This is a genomic window from Bacteroides cellulosilyticus, from assembly GCF_020091405.1.
Taxonomy (GTDB): domain Bacteria; phylum Bacteroidota; class Bacteroidia; order Bacteroidales; family Bacteroidaceae; genus Bacteroides.
This window is the reverse complement of sequence record NZ_CP081903.1, coordinates 38,829-57,622: the sequence shown is the minus strand read 5'-3', so window position 1 is coordinate 57,622 and position 18,794 is coordinate 38,829. Positions and strand designations below refer to the sequence as shown.

At 40.1% G+C, this 18,794-nt stretch carries 8 protein-coding genes; 7 read left to right on the top strand and 1 reads right to left on the bottom strand.

Annotation, left to right across the window (positions count from 1 at the left end):
- Positions 1–44: 44 nt before the first annotated feature.
- The 6 genes from K6V21_RS00195 to K6V21_RS00170 all read left to right on the top strand — a co-directional run bounded on the left by K6V21_RS00195 (position 45) and on the right by K6V21_RS00170 (position 11,386).
- Positions 45–2,258, top strand: a complete 2,214-nt coding sequence (locus K6V21_RS00195) for an alpha-L-arabinofuranosidase C-terminal domain-containing protein (RefSeq protein ID WP_224320482.1) — start codon at positions 45–47, stop codon at positions 2,256–2,258.
- 62 nt (positions 2,259–2,320) lie between these two features.
- Positions 2,321–3,694, top strand: a complete 1,374-nt coding sequence (locus tag K6V21_RS00190) for a glycoside hydrolase family 28 protein (RefSeq protein ID WP_408912925.1) — start codon at positions 2,321–2,323, stop codon at positions 3,692–3,694.
- Between the two features lie 25 nt (positions 3,695–3,719).
- Positions 3,720–5,090, top strand: coding sequence for a family 43 glycosylhydrolase (locus tag K6V21_RS00185; RefSeq protein ID WP_224320480.1), 1,371 nt, complete (start codon positions 3,720–3,722; stop codon positions 5,088–5,090).
- A 48-nt stretch (positions 5,091–5,138) separates the two neighbouring features.
- Complete coding sequence (locus K6V21_RS00180) at positions 5,139–7,223, top strand: six-hairpin glycosidase (protein WP_224320479.1); 2,085 nt, start codon at positions 5,139–5,141, stop codon at positions 7,221–7,223.
- A 99-nt stretch (positions 7,224–7,322) separates the two neighbouring features.
- Positions 7,323–9,029, top strand: a complete 1,707-nt coding sequence (locus K6V21_RS00175; RefSeq protein WP_224320478.1) for a polysaccharide deacetylase family protein — start codon at positions 7,323–7,325, stop codon at positions 9,027–9,029.
- 32 nt (positions 9,030–9,061) lie between these two features.
- Complete coding sequence (locus tag K6V21_RS00170; RefSeq protein ID WP_224320477.1) at positions 9,062–11,386, top strand: glycosyl hydrolase 115 family protein; 2,325 nt, start codon at positions 9,062–9,064, stop codon at positions 11,384–11,386.
- 73 nt (positions 11,387–11,459) lie between these two features.
- Here the strand turns inward: K6V21_RS00170 and K6V21_RS00165 are convergent, their stop codons facing one another.
- On the bottom strand, positions 11,460–15,596 hold the full coding sequence (locus K6V21_RS00165; RefSeq protein WP_224320476.1) for a hybrid sensor histidine kinase/response regulator transcription factor: 4,137 nt from the start codon (positions 15,594–15,596) through the stop codon (positions 11,460–11,462).
- A gap of 225 nt (positions 15,597–15,821) precedes the next feature.
- Here K6V21_RS00165 and K6V21_RS00160 point away from each other — a divergent pair, with 225 nt between their 5' ends.
- On the top strand, positions 15,822–18,788 hold the full coding sequence (locus K6V21_RS00160) for a SusC/RagA family TonB-linked outer membrane protein (RefSeq protein ID WP_224320475.1): 2,967 nt from the start codon (positions 15,822–15,824) through the stop codon (positions 18,786–18,788).
- Positions 18,789–18,794: the final 6 nt, after the last annotated feature.

The following is an 18,794-nucleotide window of genomic DNA, read 5'->3' as shown; positions in this document are numbered from 1 at the left end:
AATGATATGAATAATCCTAATAATAAGAAAGGAAGAAAATCAAAATGAAAATCGGATATATTTTGTTATTAAGTATCTGTTTGCCACTAATGGTGACAACTGGGTATGCGCAGGTACGATTAGAGGTGGATGCAAGTAAGAAAATCGCTACTGTAAGTAAATTGTTCAATGGAACCAATATTGAAGACTTGAACAACCAAACCAATGGAGGTGTTTTTAGCCAGCTGTTACATGGTGAGGCCTTTGAGGAGAATATCGATATTGATTTTCTGAACGTGAAACGTGCTGATTACTCAAAACTCTATGTAGTGCTTGATGAAAGACGTATTCCGCATCTTATTACTCAAAGTGATATTTATCATCGGGTTAATTGGAATAACTTGTCAGAGAAATATGATTTTTATTCCAAAGATATTTATGATGCTACTCCGTTCGAGAAGCCCAAAATCATTTCAGGACTGAAATTCACTGGACGTTTCTTACCTTTTGATTCACTTCCGGCTAATATTCAACGGATAATGCTGGAACGGATTAACGGTAATGAACAGATAACTAAATATTGGAGTAAAATAGTAAGCGGACAACCTGAATACAGTTATAAACTGATACGTGATGGTAAGGCTTATATAGGTAGGCAAACACAGCAGATAAATTTTATCAGTGGTACAGGTGAAGTGGGTATCAGCAATTTGGGCCTTTATCGTATGGGGATTTGTTATGAGAAAGGAAAGCCTTATGACGGTGTACTGCGTATAATGGCTGAAAAACCTACTAATGTTTATATTTCCCTAAGAGATGAAAATGGACAGATACTGGATGAAAAATCTTATATATTGGAAGGTAATGGTAATTATGAAAAAGTACAGTTCAATCTGACTCCTTCTGCTTATACGGCTAATGGCGATTTTTGCATAACTTTAAAGCAACCGGGTACGCTTAATTTGGGCTTTGCTTTTTTGCAGCCGGGCGATTGGGGGCGTTCGAACGGATATCCTTTACGTAAATCTTTCATAGATGCATTGAAAAAACAGGGTATCACAGCTTTCCGTTATAATGGTTCCATGGTGGACGTAGGAGCCGATAAATTCCTTTATCGTTGGAAAAAAATGCTTGGACCTATTGATGAACGTCGGGTATTGTTTCGCTCAGGTTTTAACGTTTATGCTACCCACAGTTTTGGTATTATCGAAATGCTTCAAGCCGCTGAGTGCATTAATGCTGTAGCAATTATCGGTATGAGTATGGATGAAACAGCTGAGGATATCCGGGATTTTGTAGAATATGTTAATGGAGAGGTTACTTCAGAGTGGGGAGCACGTCGTGCAGCAGATGGCCATCCGATACCATATAATTTAAAGTATATTCAAGTGGATAATGAACGGCGTATTTCCCGCGGATATGTGGAATGTGTAAAGAAGTTTGCTAAAGCTGCTTGGTCGGTAGATCCTGATATGTCTATTATGGTTTCATTGAATATTAGTAGAAACAGATATATACGTGGAAATCAGAATTATGCGTTAGCTTCGGAATTGGTGGGATGGTTTATAGCTCAAGGTAAAGGCGATAAGTTTGCATGGGATTCACATTATAGTGGCAGTCGTAGTTTTGCTGGTGATAAAGAGTGGCTTGAGAGTGAGATGGGAATAGACTTGCAGCGTGAGTTGGCTAAAGATTATCCCGGTTTTAAATTGAATTTATGTCCTATGGAAGAAAATGGGTCTCGTTGTGATTGGGATCGTGGTTTGGCTCATGCTCATAATTGGATTGTGTTGCAACGTTATGGTGATTGTTTCAAGATGATGGGGACAGCTAATACGTTTCAACCACACGGATTACATTATATGTGGGATCAGGGACGAATTCACTATACGTCAGATAAAGTATGGTTTCAGCCATCGGCTTATATAGATGAACTAATGATGAAGTCGTGGAAACCGAATGTGGTGAAGACAATTAGCAGTGATGAGCAGAAGATTGATCTTACAGCAAAGATAGATGATAAAGGTGATGAACTGACACTCTATATTGTAAACATGACTGATCAACCCCAAGAGAGCGTGATAAATGTGAAGGGCTTTGGAAAGGTGAGAAACAAGGCAAAAGTCATATCTATGGGAAATTGTGAACTCACAGAATACAATACTATAGATAAACAAGATAATGTAGTTCCTCAATTTTCAGAATTAAGTATGGATGATATTGTAACTTATACATTTCCTAAATATTCTTATACAATGATTACCCTGCGGAAGAAATGAGGAAGAACTGTAGGATTATTAAAAATAAAATAGGTGAAAACGTTATGAAAAATACTTTATTAATGAGATGGTTACTGGTATTCTGTATTTCTACATTTTCATTGCTGCCTTTGTGGGGACAATATCGAGAAATAAAGGTAGATGCTCCTTTCCGTATGGAGGTAATTAAAGAATTTATTTATCCCTCAAGGAGTTTTTCTATAGAGGAGTATGGTGCTATAAAGGGAGGACAGGTGGATAATACGGATGCCATTGCCCAAGCGATAAATGCTTGCAGTAAAGCAGGAGGTGGTAGAGTCTTAGTGCCTGAAGGGGAATGGCTTACAGGATCAATACATTTGAAAAGTAACGTAAATCTTTATCTGGCAGAGAATGCAGTGTTACGTTTTACTGATAATCCATCTGATTATTTACCATCTGTAATGACTTCATGGGAAGGCATGGAGTGTTATAACTATTCTCCATTAATTTATGCTTTTGAGTGTGAGAATATAGCTATAACAGGCAAAGGAATGCTGAAGCCTAAAATGGATACTTGGAAAGTCTGGTTTGCCCGTCCCAAGGCTCACATGAATGCATTGAAAGAACTTTATACAATGGCATCTACAGATGTTCCTGTAGAAAAACGGGAGATGGCTGTAGGCGAGAACCATTTACGTCCGCATCTGATACAATTCAACCGTTGCAGGAATATCTTGCTTGATGGATTCAAAATCAGGGAAAGCCCATTCTGGACTGTGCATATGTATATGTGTGATGGCGGCATTGTCCGTAATCTGGATGTAAAAGCTCATGGACACAATAACGATGGGATTGACCTTGAGATGACCCGTAACTTTTTGGTGGAAGATTGTACTTTCGATCAGGGAGATGATGCGGTGGTAATCAAGGCGGGACGTAATCGCGATGCATGGCGTCTGAATACACCAACGGAGAATATTGTAATCCGTAATTGCGACATTGTAGAGGGGCATACTTTATTGGGCATTGGCAGTGAAATTTCAGGGGGTATCCGTAATGTGTATATGCATGATTGCAAGGTGCCGCAATCCGTCAGAAGGCTCTTTTTTGTCAAGACCAATCATCGGCGTGGAGCATTTGTGGAGAATATTCACATGGAGAATATCAAAGCCGGGCATGTACAACGGGTACTTGAAATAGATACAGATGTGCTTTATCAATGGAAAGATCTTGTTCCTACGTATGAAGAACGCATTACGCGTATTGATGGCATTTATATGAAAAATGTGACATGTACTTCGGCTGATGCCATCTACGAACTGAAAGGAGATGCCAGACTTCCTGCCAGGAATATAGTGATTGAAGATGTATATGTGGGGGAAGTAAAAGATTTTGTTAAGAAGGTAAATTACACGGAAAATGTGGTAGAAAAGAATGTTTCCTATTCCGTATTGAACCGTACAGGTGATAAATAAATTTGTTTTCTAATAGATAATAGATATGATTAAATTGCTTTTATTAGTAGCTTTTTTTTGTGTAGGGTGTGCAGGAATCTCAAATGAGGGTTCCGGAAAGATTGTTTATAATGGAATCCCTTGGTTCGATAATCAAGGAAATATCGTTAATGCACATGGTGCCTGCATAGTTGAGGATAACGGTAGATATTACCTTTTCGGTGAATATAAATCAGATAAAAGCAATGCTTTTCCGGGTTTTAGTTGCTATTCTTCGGATGATTTGGTGAATTGGAAATTTGAAAGGGTAGTACTACCGGTACAACCAGACGGTATATTGGGACCCAATCGTGTAGGTGAGCGGGTAAAGGTGATGAAATGTCCTTCTACAGGAGAATATGTCATGTATATGCATGCGGACGATATGGGGTATAAGGATCCTTATATCGGTTATGCTACATGCAGTACAATAAATGGGGAGTATAAATTACAAGGACCTTTACTTCATGATGGAAAACCTGTTAAACGTTGGGATATGGGAACCTTTCAGGATACGGATGGTAAAGGGTATTTGCTAATCCATCACGGGCCTATTTATCGGCTGAGCGATGATTATCGCTCCATAGAGGCAGAAGTAGCTCATGTGAAAGGCTCAGGAGAATCGCCTGCCATGTTTAAGAAAAACGGTATATATTATATGCTCTACTCCAATCTGACCAGTTGGGAGAAAAATGATAATTTCTATTTTACGGCACCGAAAATTGAAGGTCCTTGGACAAAACAAGGGTTGTTCTGTCCGGAAGGAAAGTTAACTTATAATTCACAAAGTACATTTGTCTTTCCGTTGAAACGGGGCAATGACACAATTCCGATGTTTATGGGTGATCGCTGGTCATATCCTCATCAGGCCTCGGCTGCTACTTATGTGTGGATGCCTTTGCAAGTAAATGGAACGCATATTTCCATTCCAGAGTATTGGCAATGCTGGGATATCGACCAACTGAAACCAGTAGATGCATTACGTGAAGGAAAGTTGGTTCCTATTTCAAAGATGGAATTTACACCGGATTGGAAGCAAGACAACGAGGGGTTATCTTCGAATGTTCGGGGCAGTGTTCTGAGTATTCCTTTTAAAGGGACTCATGCTGCAGTGATTGGGGAATCGAATCCTCATAGCGGATACGCAAGAGTGAGTTTGCTGGATGCCAAGAAGGATACGGTGTATGTTTCTTTAGTAGATTTTTATAGTAAATATCCGGAAAAAGCGATTCGCATCATGACTCCAGAGATGCCGGAAGATAGTTATACTTTATTGATAGAAGTGACAGGTATAATGCCAATATGGACGGATAAAACGAAAACGATTTATGGAAGTGATAATAGTTTTGTGACTATTGATAGTATTTATTATTTTTGAGGAGTTAAAAAAGCAAAGATCGAAGTTATTAAAAACCAGAGCTATGTCATGAAAAACGAACTGATAAAAAGAATCGGGATTTTTGTTTGTCTGTTGATTGCAGTCAATTGTTTATCTGCCGGGAATTTTCCTGTGGAGATACGTATTAATCCCTCTACCGGTGCTATTAGTGAACTGACCTTGAAGGGTGATAATCGTAGTATGAACTGGGTAGTGAAAACTGATGGGACTCAATACCCTTGGGTTAAGGATAACTATGGTTGGGGATTGGGATACTTTACGGCGGTTAAAGGAAAGGAAACCGTAAAGCGGGAATGGAGAGTACCTGTGGAAATCAGTCCTGACGGAATGAAAGTTTTATATCGTGAAGGTGATATACGCATTCTGGTAGAAAGAGAAATAAAACAGGGCGATTTGGTAGAAGAATATTTTTTCACTAATGAAGGAGAAGAACCTGTATCTTTATATGATGTGGCTATCTGCACTCCTTTCAATGATAATTACCCGGATGCACAACAATGCATTAATTCCCGTGCTCATACGCATATTTGGAAAGGTGGAAGTGCTGCCTATGTCAATGCTATCCGTATGGGAGCTTTTACTCCCCATCTGGGACTGGTGGTGACGAACGGAGCTATCAGGAACTATGAAATCTGGGAACGTGGACGTAAAAAGGCAAACTCACAGACAAGAGGTATCATTGCATTGGATCTACCGGATTTATTGTTGCAGCCGGGAGAAAGCTATTCACTGGAGTGGCATATCTTTGCTCACAATGGGAATGATGATTTCCGCCGTAAGCTTCTGGAAAAAGGGAGTGTACTTGTATCTTGTAATAAATATGTGTTTGAGAAAGGAGAGAAAGTCCGTGTGGAATGTCGGAGTCTGGAACCTTTAGAAGCGTGTACCGCTAAGATGAATGGAGTACCTGTCCCCGTAAAACAGGCGGGGAATCTTTGTTTTGTAGAAGTACCGATGGAACAGGCTGGAGAAGTACGTTTTGATTTCTATTACAATGGAAATAAGCAAACTCATGCAGACTGTCTGGTCATCAGCAATACGGCTGATTTAATCCGAAAGCGTGTCGATTTTATTCGTACCCGTCAACAGATGAACAATCCGTCTGATTTGCGTGATGGGGCTTATATGGTTTATGATAATGAAGGTGATAGCATTTATCTGAATGATACGCCAAACTGTAATCCGGTGGATCGCGATGAAGGAGCGGAACGCCTGGGTATGGGGGTACTACTGGCAAAACAGTATTTGCTGACTAAAGACCCGGAATTAAAGCAATCTCTTTTGAGGTACACTGATTTTGTACACCGGAAACTGCAAACGGATAATTACGTAACCTATTCGAGTGTAGACCAGAAGAATCGCAACCGTGGGTATAATTATATGTGGGTGGCGGAACTCTATTTTCAGATGTATAAAGTGACTGGCGGCAAACAATTTGTGACTGATGGCTATAAGACTCTGAAATCTATGTTCCAGCAGTTTGGTTATGGCTTTTATGCAATAGGCATTCCTGTTCGGTTGGGACTGCAAAGCCTGAAAGAAGCCGGAATGAAGAAAGAATATACGGATTTGCGGAACGATTTTATAAAGACAGGTGATGTGTTTGTAAAGAATGGTTTAAATTACCCTGCGCATGAGGTAAATTATGAGCAAAGCATTGTAGCCCCTGCCATTCAGTTCCTTGCACAGCTCTATCTGGAGACTGGCAATCAGAAATATCTGGATGAGGTGAAACGGCAAATGCCTGTACTGGAAGCATTCAATGGTTCCCAACCCAGCTACCATCTGAATGAAGTTGCGATTCGTCATTGGGATGGTCATTGGTTTGGCAAACGTGAACTGTTTGGTGATACTTTTCCCCATTATTGGAGTACGATAACCGGTGCGGTATATTATTACTATGCGTTATGTACCGGTGATAGCTCTTATCAGAAGCGTGCGGAAAATGTAGTGAGGAATAATCTATGTCTTTTCTTCGAAGATGGGAAGGCGTCTTGTGCTTATATGTACCCCTATAAGATTGACGGTGTGAAGGCGGAATTTTACGATCCTTATGCGAATGATCAGGACTGGGCGTTAGTCTATTATCTGTTGGTCAATAAGGGATTATAGAAAAAATGTACTTCTTTATGTACGATAATACATCTAATTGTACGTAGCTCCATACGCCGTATCTATGAACTTACTTATTGTTACTGAATATTTCTTAGCATGAAAAATCTGAAAATAAAACTACTGTTTGCACTCTGTGCGATATTACTCTTTTCAGCTTTTATAACGGAAAAGAAAGACGTTATCACCATCTTTATGATCGGTGATTCCACCATGGCCAACAAAAGCCTGAGGAATGGTAATATTGAGCGTGGTTGGGGGCAAATGCTTCCTGACTTCTTGACTGATGATGTTGTGGTTGATAACCATGCTCGGAATGGAAGGAGTTCGCTTAGTTTTATCAATGAAGGACGTTGGGATACGGTTGTTTCAAGGCTGAAGAAAGGTGATTATGTATTTATCCAGTTTGGGCATAATGACGAGAAGCCATCGGAGAAGTTGCACACTGACCCGGGAAGTACTTTTGATAATAATCTGCGCCGTTTTGTAACGGAGACACGTGAGAAAGGAGCTTATCCGGTGTTGTTTAATTCAATTGTGCGTAGGAATTTCCCACCGGAAGGGGCAATGGAAAATAAAGGTAGTTATGAGAAAGAAGGAAATGTACTGGTAGATACACATGGCGAATATTTGATTTCTCCCCGCAAGGTAGCTGAAGAAATGGGGGTACCTTTTGTTGATTTGAACAAATTAACCCATGATCTGGTAGTTGGGATGGAAGTAGAAAAATCAAAGGAACTCTTTATGTGGGTGCCCGCGGGTAAGTATGACTTCTGTCCGAAAGGAAAGGTAGATAATACCCACCTGAATATATATGGTGGAAAAGTGGTGGCAGGGATTGCTATTGAGGCTGTAGCCAAAGTAGTGCCGGAACTGGTGCCATATATTCGCTACCGTGATCCGGAAGTATATGTAGCCGACTATAAGGACAATAAGGAATGTGCTGTCAGTTATACTTTTGATGATGGTTTACAGGAGCACTATACGCTTGTTTTCCCCGAAATGGAGAAGGTTGGATTCAAAGGTACTTTCTGGGTATGCGGGAACATTATAGAGAATGAGGCTGCACGGCAAGGTAAGTCACGTATGACTTGGCCGCAGATGAAAGAAATGTCTGATAAAGGGCATGAAATCTCCAATCATAGCTGGTCGCATGCGAATCTGAAGCATCTTAACTCAGATGGAGTGAAAATGGAAATAGAGAAGAATGATAGCATTATAGGGGCAATGATAGGTAAGAAACCTCTGACATTCTGTTATCCGTTCAATGCCTTTGATGAAGTGATATTGCGGCAAGCTTCGGAAAGTAGAGTGGCTACCCGTACAAGGCAACATGGTGTGGGTGGTGATAAATCGAAATCCACGGTTGAGTCGCTGGATAAATGGGTGAAGGAGCTTATGATTGCCGGTGATTGGGGAGTGGCTATGATACATGGCATCTCTACCGGATATGATGCCTTCACTTCTTCGGATATATTATGGGAACATTTTCGTAGAGTGAAGAATCAGGAAGATAATATTTGGGTCGGTACTTTTCGTGAGGTAGCGGCCTATGTGAAAGAACGGAAGAATGTACACCTGGATATTGTGAAAAAGAAATCGCAGTGGGTGGTTACACCTCGTTTGTCGCTGGACAAAGAATTATTCGACGAACCTTTGACAATGGTGTTGGATAAGAAAGGGAGGGAAAAAGTGAAGGTATCTCAAAATGGAAAGAGTCTGTTGGTAAAAGATCGGGATGATAAACTGACCTTTGACTTCAATCCGTATGGGGGAGCTATAAAAATAAGTTTTCTAACCAAATGATAGGATGTATCTTTGAAAAATAACTTGAAATAATGAGAAAAGGGATTATCAGTTTAATTTTGCTTTTTATTGCGCAGCTTGGCTGGGCACAGTTTAATTTACGTTCCGGGCAATCGGTTGCACTGGTCAGTGACAATACGGAAGAACAAGTGGTGCAAACTGCTTTGAAATTGTTTATGCGTGACTATCAATCAGTATTTTCGACTCCTGCCGTTATGAATGTCCGGAAAGGGGATATCATAGTGGGAACTGTAGGAAAAACTTCATTGGTAGAGGCAACTGGTGTGGATCTTTCTTGTCTGAAAGATAAAAAGCAAGCCTTTCTACTGACTGTTTTACCGGATGGAAAACTATTGGTAGCCGGAAGCGATGCACATGGTACAGCTTATGGTATTATGGAGCTTTCCCGCCTGATAGGAGTATCGCCGTGGGAATGGTGGGCGGATGTGGTGCCGGAAAAAAAGACATCTTTCACTTTACCCGCAGATTACCAAACGACACAGTCTCCTTCCGTAGAATACCGTGGCATCTTCATCAATGATGAAGATTGGGGATTGATGCCTTGGAGCAGTAAGAATTACGAGCCTGCCGATCAGCAACAAATCGGTCCTAAGACGAACCGTCGCATCTTTGAGTTATTGCTCCGCCTGCGGGCTAATACTTATTGGCCTGCCATGCACGAGTGTACCTTGCCCTTTTTCCTGACAAAAGGTAATCGGGAAGTAGCTGCCGAATTCGGTATTTTTATCGGTTCTTCTCATTGTGAACCGATGGTGTGTAGTGCTGCCGGCGAATGGAGAAGAAGGGGAGAGGGCGATTATGACTATGTGAATAACAGTGCCTCCGTTTACAAATTCTGGGAAGACCGTGTGAAAGAAGTGGCGGGACAAGAAAATATCTATACTTTGGGTATGCGTGGTGTGCACGACGGACAAATGCAGGGAGCCAAGACTGTTGCAGAACAGAAAGCTGTGTTGGAACGCGTGCTTAAAGACCAGCGTGGTTTGCTGGAAAAGTATGTGAATAAAGATGTCACCGCCATTCCGCAGGCTTTCATACCTTACAAGGAAGTACTCGACATTTATAATGCCGGATTGAAGGTGCCCGATGATGTCACGCTGATCTGGTGTGATGATAATTATGGCTATATCCGTCACTTTCCTACGCCGGAAGAACAAGCCCGCAAAGGTGGAAACGGCATCTATTATCACGTATCCTATTGGGGACGTCCGCACGATTATCTCTGGCTGGGTACTTTTAGCCCGTATCTGCTCTATCAGCAGATGAAACTGGCCTATGACCGTGGCATCCAGAAAATGTGGGTCCTGAATGTAGGTGATATCAAACCTGCCGAATATCAGATTGAGCTATTCCTCGATATGGCATGGAATATAGAACAGGTGGCTGAAGAAGGTGTTACAACTCATTTGAAGAACTGGTTGGGCAGAGAGTTTGGTACGGAATACGCAAAGACTCTGCTTCCGGTGATGAAAGAACATTACCGCTTGGCCTATATCCGCAAGCCCGAGTTTATGGGGAATACGCGTGAAGAAGAACGTGACCCTATTTATAAGAAAGTAAAAGACCTGCCTTGGAGTGAACAGGCCATTCGTGAACGCTTGAGAGATTATGCTGCTTTGTCTTCCGTAGTCGAAGAAGTTGAGGCCAAACTTCCTGTCTACCGGAAAGATGCCTATATGCAATTGGTAAAATATCCCGTACAAGCTGCCGACCAAATGAACCGGAAGCTCCTGAATGCACAACTTGCCCGTCACGGAAAGGTCGATTGGGAACAAAGTGATGCAGCTTTCGATAGCATTGCTTCACTGACGCGTCGGTATAACGCTTTGCAAAACGGAAAGTGGATTCACATGATGGATTTCCAACCCCGCAAACTCCCTGTCTTTAAACGTGTGGCACATGAAACTGCCGTTACGCCTATGGTAAATGAGAAGACTCCTGCCTATAAATGGAATGCTATGGATTGTACAGCCGGAAATCCTTTACAGTGCGAAGGGTTGGGATATGAGGGTAAAGCGGCAGGTATCGGTAAAAATACTTCTCTCACTTTTGTTTTTGATGATTGGAAGACCGATTCTGTGGAAGTTGAAATACGCTTGTTACCCAATCATCCTATGGATGAAAAACAACTGCGTTTCACACTGTCAGTTGATAAATCGGCTCCGCAAACCGTTTCTTATGAAACCAAAGGGCGTAGCGAAGAATGGAAAGAAAATGTGTTGCGCAATCAAGCGATACGAAAAGTGAAACTACCCGTCAGCAAACGAAAATCGCATAAGCTGGTGATTAAGGCATTGGACGAGGGTGTCGTTTTGGATCAGATCATGCTTTATTGATAATTCCAATTGTTACAAAATAGTTTAAGTAGAATCTCCCTTAAGAAGGAATGGACTTAGGGGAGATTCTCGTTTACTTCAACTGTTTTATATACTCTGATGGAGACATTCCGTATTCCTCTTTGAAACATTCTCTGAAATAAGATACGGAATTCAGCCCAACCTGATGGGCTATTTCTGAAATATTATACTTTCCTGAGAGCAATAGTTGCTCTGCTTTCCTGAGCCTCAGTTTACGGATAAATTCTCCTGTTGACATCCCGGTCAGGGCTTTTATTTTTCTATAAAGAGAAGAGTAGCTCATTGATAACTCCTGGGCTATTGTGGGCACATCTATTTTTTCATCCATCAAGTTTTCTTCTATAATCCTTGTTATTCTCTCAATGAATTCATTATCTATTTTGTTTAATGATTCTTTGATGATAGATTGCTTAAGATGCGTGCTTGAAGATATTAAGGAAGCTATTTTTTTCCTTCCTTCTAATAGATTGGCCACTCTGCTTTTAAGTAAAGATGCGCTGAAAGGTTTGGTGACGTAGGAGTCGGCACCGGCATCATACCCTTCTGTTTTATCTTGTAATGTGTCTTTTGCTGTCAACAGTATTACAGGAATATGGCTGGTTGCAATGTTGTTTTTAATTTCCTTGCATAACTCGATTCCATCTTTTACGGGCATCATTATATCGCTGATAATTATATCGGGAATACTTGTGAAGGCGGCCTGGCATCCTTGTTCTCCATTCTCTGCAACAAGAACATCGTAAGAGCCCATCAGTGCTTCAGCAATATAATCACGGATGTCGCCCTCGTCTTCCACCACTAAAACGATGGGTTTGTTTAATTTCTCCTCGTCTATGGATTCTTTGAGGTTAGTATTGATATGTATGGCGTTGGGATAGGAATTATTGGTTATTAACCGGACACGGAAGGATGAACCTACATTAGGTTCACTATCCACCAGGATAGTTCCTTCATGCAAATCTACCAGGTTTTTCACTAAAGCGAGCCCTATACCGAATCCGGGTATGTTTTTTCTTATATTAGTTTGATAATACCGTTCAAATATACGTGAGATATCCTCTTGGGAGATTCCGATTCCTGTGTCAGCTATTTCAATTTCTGTGTATTCTATATCATTGGCTATTACTGACCGCAAAGCAAGCGTGATGGTTCCCTTATAGGTATATTTGAATGCATTGGATAAAAGGTTATCAACAATCATCGAAAGCACTTCTTGGTCAAAATATATCTGTATTTTGTCTGCATCAGTAATCATATCAAATGTGATATCAGCATTTCTGTTCAGTTCTTTATATTTGAAACCGATTTCCTGAATCTTTTCGACAATGTTTCCTTCAATTACACATAACTTCTTGTTTTGAGTTTCTGTTTTACGGAACTCCAATATTTGAGTGACCAGATTTAACAGGCGGATTGTGCTTTTATGAATAAGAGAAATCTTCTTCATGTGTTCCTCTTGAATTCTTGAATCGCACTGTAGGTCCTCAAGTGGCCCGAGTATTAACGTCAATGGAGTTTTCAGTTCGTGAGTGATATTGGTATAAAATCTCAATCGTTCTTCATTCAATTCCTGCTGTTTCTGGGCTTTTTCTTTCTCAAGTGATAGTGAACTGCGTAACTGCAAGCGTTTTTTATAAGATTTAATTATGAAGAATATGATGGTGGCTATACCTGCTACATATATCAATTTAGCCCACCAACTGAGCCAAAACGGAGGATTGATGCTTATGAACAGTGTTGAATAATTATTTTGCCACTCCTGGTTTTTATAACGGGCTTTAATATGCAATTTATAGTTGCGATAAGGAATATTGCGAAATGCAACTTGATTTTCTCCTCCTATATTAATCCAGTTTTCCTCCAATCCTTCCAGTTTATAGGCATATTCAACTTTTCCTTGCAGTGATTTGTTCATGACGTTGAACGTTATGCTGAATATATTCTGATTATGATTGAGTGTGACTTTTCCGTCTGTCATAGGTATGGATATGTCAATCGCATCTTCGTGAGGGTTTCTACCATAGACTTTGAACTCGGTAAATATTACCGGAGGAAGAATAATATTCGAAGGCCTGTCATTAGGATTAAAGTAGCACACGCCATTGATGCTGCCGAAATAAATAGTTCCGTCTTGAGTCTTACCAACAGAGTTGTTCATATATGTACCAAATAGGGTACCGTCTTTATGGTCATAATTAAGAAATCTTTTTTCTGGTTCAAAGAAACAACTGATACCTGAATGGGTACTCAGCCAGATATTACCTTCTGAATCCTCTTCAATAGAACAGACTAGATTGCAGGCTAGTCCGTTTTGGGTGTTAAACAATTGGTAAGCATCTGACTGCTCATCAGGGAATAAGACTAATCCTTCTGTTGTTGCAATCCAAATTCTGTTTTTAGAATCTCTGAATATTTGGTTGATTGCGCAATTCTCAAATATGGTGTGTTCATTTATATGTTTCATTATCTTGCTCTCCGGATTATATATACTAATCCCTCTATTGAGAGTACCGATCCATATGTTCCCGTTTTTATCTTGTGAGACAGCTCTGATTTCATTAGTCAATAGTTGGCTGTTATCTTTATTAAGAAAATCTTTTTTCTTAGTTATCAGGTTGTAAATTTCCAACCCGTTACTGCTGCCAATCCACACATTTCTCTGGTTATCTTCAAAGAAACAATGGATTATTGAATTGTTTTTTTGAGGGGTGTAATGGATAAATCTGTTTTCTTTTTTTGAGAATATGTCAATCTCCATATCTCCAAACCATAAATCTCCATTAGAGTCTTTTAAAGAAGAATGATAAGCATTTGATGAAACCTCTCCTGTATCGTGGGAGTAAAATCTGCAATTCTTGCCATCTTTGTTGACATTGATACCTCCTCCATCGGTTCCCATCCATACATTTCCATTGTCGGCAACACATATTGTTAATACTTCTTTGTCATTGAGCCCGTTAGTGACTCCCGGAATTTTATTAATTTTCCAACTATGAAAGAAAGATGAAGTGCTACTGATGAAACTGGCCCCTCCGCCGTTTGACCCTATCCACACGTTTTTGAAAGAGTCTTCAAAGATGCTATGAACGGTTGGATTTGATATTCCCCAATAGATATCCTGGATAAACATATGATTGACGTCCTTTTTCCCGGATAAGATCAGGTCTGTGTCTTTGGAGTCGAAATAACAAAGATCAGATATTGTACCCACCCATATTCGTCCATCACTAGTTTTGCAGACTTTATAAACTGCTCCTTGCATCGTGTTGTGAATCCCGCTGACATCTTTGAAATTGCGGAATGTTTCTCTGAAAGGATCAAAAAGTGACACTCCGTTGTTGGTCGCAATCCAGATTTTAGAATTAGCGTCAACAAAAATGGAATGTACGGTATTGTTGGGGAGCGAATTTTTGTTTAGAGGTGAATGAGTGAAATTTTTAAAGCTTCTGTTATCTGGAGAGAAGATGGTGAATCCGCTATGAGTATGTCCGATGTATAAATCGCCATTATTGCCTTCAGCCAATGTCATAATGCCATTTGAGGGGAAGTTGGGAACGGTTGACGTATTATAATGTATGAACTGTGAATTCTCGGGATTATATAAATCTAATCCTTGCGTTGTTGCAATCCATACATTTCCGTTGGAAGTGACCAGAATATCTTTAATTTCATTGGATATCAGTGTTTCCGGGCGATTTTTATCATGCAAAAAAGATGAGAATTGCTGTGTTGCACAATCAAATACATTTATGCCCATCCATCTGTTGGCAATCCATACTTTATTATTAATGGTGTCTGTCGCAATCTTATTAATATCATTACTATTAAGTAATGCTTTATCGGGCTCCTTTAGATAGACAGTAAATTTATCTCCGTCAAATCTATTAAGACCATATTTGGTTGCAATCCATGTGAAGCCATACTTATCCTGAGCGATATCTGTTACATAGTTGCTGGATAATCCATCTTTCATGACTAAATTAATAGTCGGAATCTGCTGGCAGAAACCTCCTATGGAGTAAACTACTAATGAGAGTAATAAGATTAACTTGAATAGGCCGCTCTGTTTCATTTTCATACTATTTTCATCTTCAAAATTACTACTTAATCTCAAACAAATACAAAAATCAGCATTAATAAGCACAATGATGGTCGCAATCCTTCCAAAAGTCGCCCACAATTCTGTCATTGAAAAAATAACGGCGGTATTCTGAATGATACAGATGCCTGAAGTCTTGGCTCGAATTTACCTTTGTCCGGTGAAATCTTTTGGAGAGCTAATTCTCCATGCTATGTGAAACCTTAAAATGATTGCCTATGAGAAGCACATAAGAGTTACAGTTTTTTTTAATTTCATTAGCTGAAAAACATAATGAATGAGTTTAAGTAGTTAATTTTAAATCACTATTATTTTATGAAACATTTTCTTATTTGGATTTTCTTGTTTTTTTTCGCTATGTCCGGTCTTGCGCAAAATTTGAATATCAAAGGGCAAATTACGGATACATCCGGTGAATCGATTATTGGTGTGAATGTAAAGGTGAAAGGTAAGGATACCGGGACTATAACAGATATAGACGGCAACTATCATCTTCAGGCTGCTCCGAATGATATTTTGGTTGTTTCTTATATAGGTTTTATTACTCAGGAAGTGCCTGTGAAAAATAGAACGGTTGTTGATATACGTTTGATAGAAGATGTGAAAGCATTGGATGAAGTGGTAGTAGTGGGATATGGAACACAACGTAAGGCTGACTTGACGGGTGCTGTTATACGTGCAGATATTAAAACGTTGAAAAGGTCTCCCAACTCAAATGTGTTGCAATCTTTGCAAGGGAATGTTCCGGGACTTAATATTGGGCAGGTGACCAATTCGGGAGGTACTCCGTCCATGTCTATCCGTGGTACGAATACTTTGGGAGGAAACAAGGATGTTCTAGTCATTCTGGACGGTATCATTTATACAAGCTCGTTATCTTCTATAAATCCTGATGACATTGAATCTGTTGATATCCTGAAAGATGCAAGTTCTACTGCTGTGTATGGTGCACAGGCTGCCAATGGAGTAGTTATGATTACTACTAAAAAAGGTGTGGAAGGGAAACCGAAAATCACTTTCTCCAGTAGTTATACGTTTTCCAACCCAACTCACAATTATCGTCCGATGAATCGTGAAGAGTATCTGGATAATGTCAGAGACTTCTATTATACGGAGGCTTTCCTGGGTCCTGATTATACTACCCCTAATCCGGATTTTGATCTCGCGTCTAAATTGCCGGATGCTCCGTTGAGGGATGAAAATGGAAATGTCAGTCCTTATAATTATAACTGGTGGGACGAAGGTACACAAAGCGGACATCTGTTTGAAAACCGTTTTAATATATCCGGTGGCAGTAAATCCATCAATTATATGCTTTCGTATTCCAATACGGATCAACGTGGATTTATCGTGAATGATGATTTTAAGAGAAACAGCGTTCGTATGAATCTGAATGCGGAAATAGCTCCCTGGTGGAAAATAGGAATTCAGACTTTTGGTGCATTTGTGAATCAGGATGGTGCGGAGCCGGGTTTGTGGAATCTGATAACCCAATCTCCATTGATTGAACCTTATGACGAAAATGGCAAAATAAAACCATATCCTTTTAATACATTGGATACCAATCCTTTTATGGGATCGGATATTGATGATTACGAACGTCATAATTACTTTTTCGGTAATATATCATCCGAAATAAGATTGCCTCTTAAAGGGTTAGTGTATCGGTTGAATTTTGGTAATAACTATAGAATAGACAATCATTTTCAGGCCAGCCAGTATGGATACAATCTGCAAGGAGAGGCTTATAAAGAGCATACCGGTTACTATGATTATACTATAGATAATATTCTGGCTTACAATGCTACATTTGGTGAACATCATATTGATGCCACATTATTATATGGGGCTTCGGAGCGTAAGTACGATTATACAAAGGCTTTGGGACAAGGATTTACACGCATGACATTGGGTTATAATAGTCTGGAACAGGCAACCACCCGCTATGTATATTCGGATGCCTGGAGAGAAGCCCTTTGTTATCAGATGGCCAGAGTCAGCTATCGTTTGAAGGACCGGTATTTGATAACGGGTACGGTGCGTAGAGATGGTTTTTCGGGATTTGCGGCGAATAATAAATATGCCACTTTTCCTTCCATAGCTTTAGGGTGGATTATCTCAGAAGAGTCTTTCTTTAAAATACCCTGGATTGATTATCTGAAACTGCGTGGGGGATATGGTATTAGCGGAAATCAAACCAGCAGATACAAATCTTTGTCCACAGTTGCTTCTGAGATCAGGTATATTTTTGGTGATGGTGGAAAGCCTGTAATCGGACAGGAAATCTCAGCTTTGGGAAATAATAATCTGAAATGGGAAAAAACAGCAGGGATAAACTTAGGGCTTGATTTCACAATTCTGGGTCAGAGACTCACCGGTTCCGTTGAATATTATTCGACAACTACGAAAGACTTATTGTATGATGTGGCTTTGCCTGATATTACGGGATTTTCAAAGATTGCTTCTAATCTTGGAAAAATCAAAAACAAGGGTTTCGAATTTATTCTCACTTCGAAGAATATACAGACTTCTGATTTTAAATGGACTACTTCACTCAATTTTTCGACAAACTCCAATAAGATCGTAACTTTGACAGGAGAAGATAATGACGGAGATGGCATAGAGGATGATAACATATCCAGTAATCTGTTTATAGGCCAGCCCATTTCTGCGGTATATGGGTATGTGGTAGATGGCATTTATCAGTTAGGTGATGATATACCTGCCGGTTTCCATCCGGGCAATTATCGTATTGTAGATATGACCGGAGAGGGAGAAATAACCCCTGAAGACCGTGTCATTTTAGGGAAAGGAGATCCGGCTTACCGATTTGGTATTATGAATACGTTGGAGTATAAGAACTTCACACTTAGTTTCTTTATCAATTCTGTTCAAGGAGGAAAGGATGGGTATCTGGCGGCAAACTCTTCTTCGTTAGTCAGAGATCAGAATAATCTGCGCTGGAATCGTATAAGTGCATGGGATTACTGGTCACCGCGTAATCCGGATGCAGTCTATGCACGCTCCATTAGTACCCCGAAAATAACTCCTACGGTATATGAAGACCGCAGCTTTGTACGTTTGCAGGATGTTTCATTGTCTTATGCCTTTCCAAAGTCTGTTACGAACAAGGTTGGTTTGAGTGAAATTGATCTGTTTTTCAGTGGGAAAAACCTGCTGACTTTTACAAAATGGCATGGTTGGGACCCGGAAGCCGGAAGCACTTATTCGGGCAGACCGGTAATGAGAAGTTTTTCTTTTGGTGTTAGTCTTACTTATTAATCTGAT

Bases quoted from the DNA above. Each gene is read 5' to 3' on its own strand.
- K6V21_RS00160 (WP_224320475.1), top strand. From the start codon at position 15,822: ATGAAACATTTTCTTATTTGGATTTTCTTGTTTTTTTTCGCTATGTCC.
- K6V21_RS00190 (WP_408912925.1), top strand. From the start codon at position 2,321: ATGAGATGGTTACTGGTATTCTGTATTTCTACATTTTCATTGCTGCCT.
- K6V21_RS00165 (WP_224320476.1), bottom strand. From the start codon at position 15,596: ATGACAGAATTGTGGGCGACTTTTGGAAGGATTGCGACCATCATTGTG.
- K6V21_RS00180 (WP_224320479.1), top strand. From the start codon at position 5,139: ATGAAAAACGAACTGATAAAAAGAATCGGGATTTTTGTTTGTCTGTTG.
- K6V21_RS00170 (WP_224320477.1), top strand. From the start codon at position 9,062: ATGAGAAAAGGGATTATCAGTTTAATTTTGCTTTTTATTGCGCAGCTT.
- K6V21_RS00185 (WP_224320480.1), top strand. From the start codon at position 3,720: ATGATTAAATTGCTTTTATTAGTAGCTTTTTTTTGTGTAGGGTGTGCA.
- K6V21_RS00175 (WP_224320478.1), top strand. From the start codon at position 7,323: ATGAAAAATCTGAAAATAAAACTACTGTTTGCACTCTGTGCGATATTA.
- K6V21_RS00195 (WP_224320482.1), top strand. From the start codon at position 45: ATGAAAATCGGATATATTTTGTTATTAAGTATCTGTTTGCCACTAATG.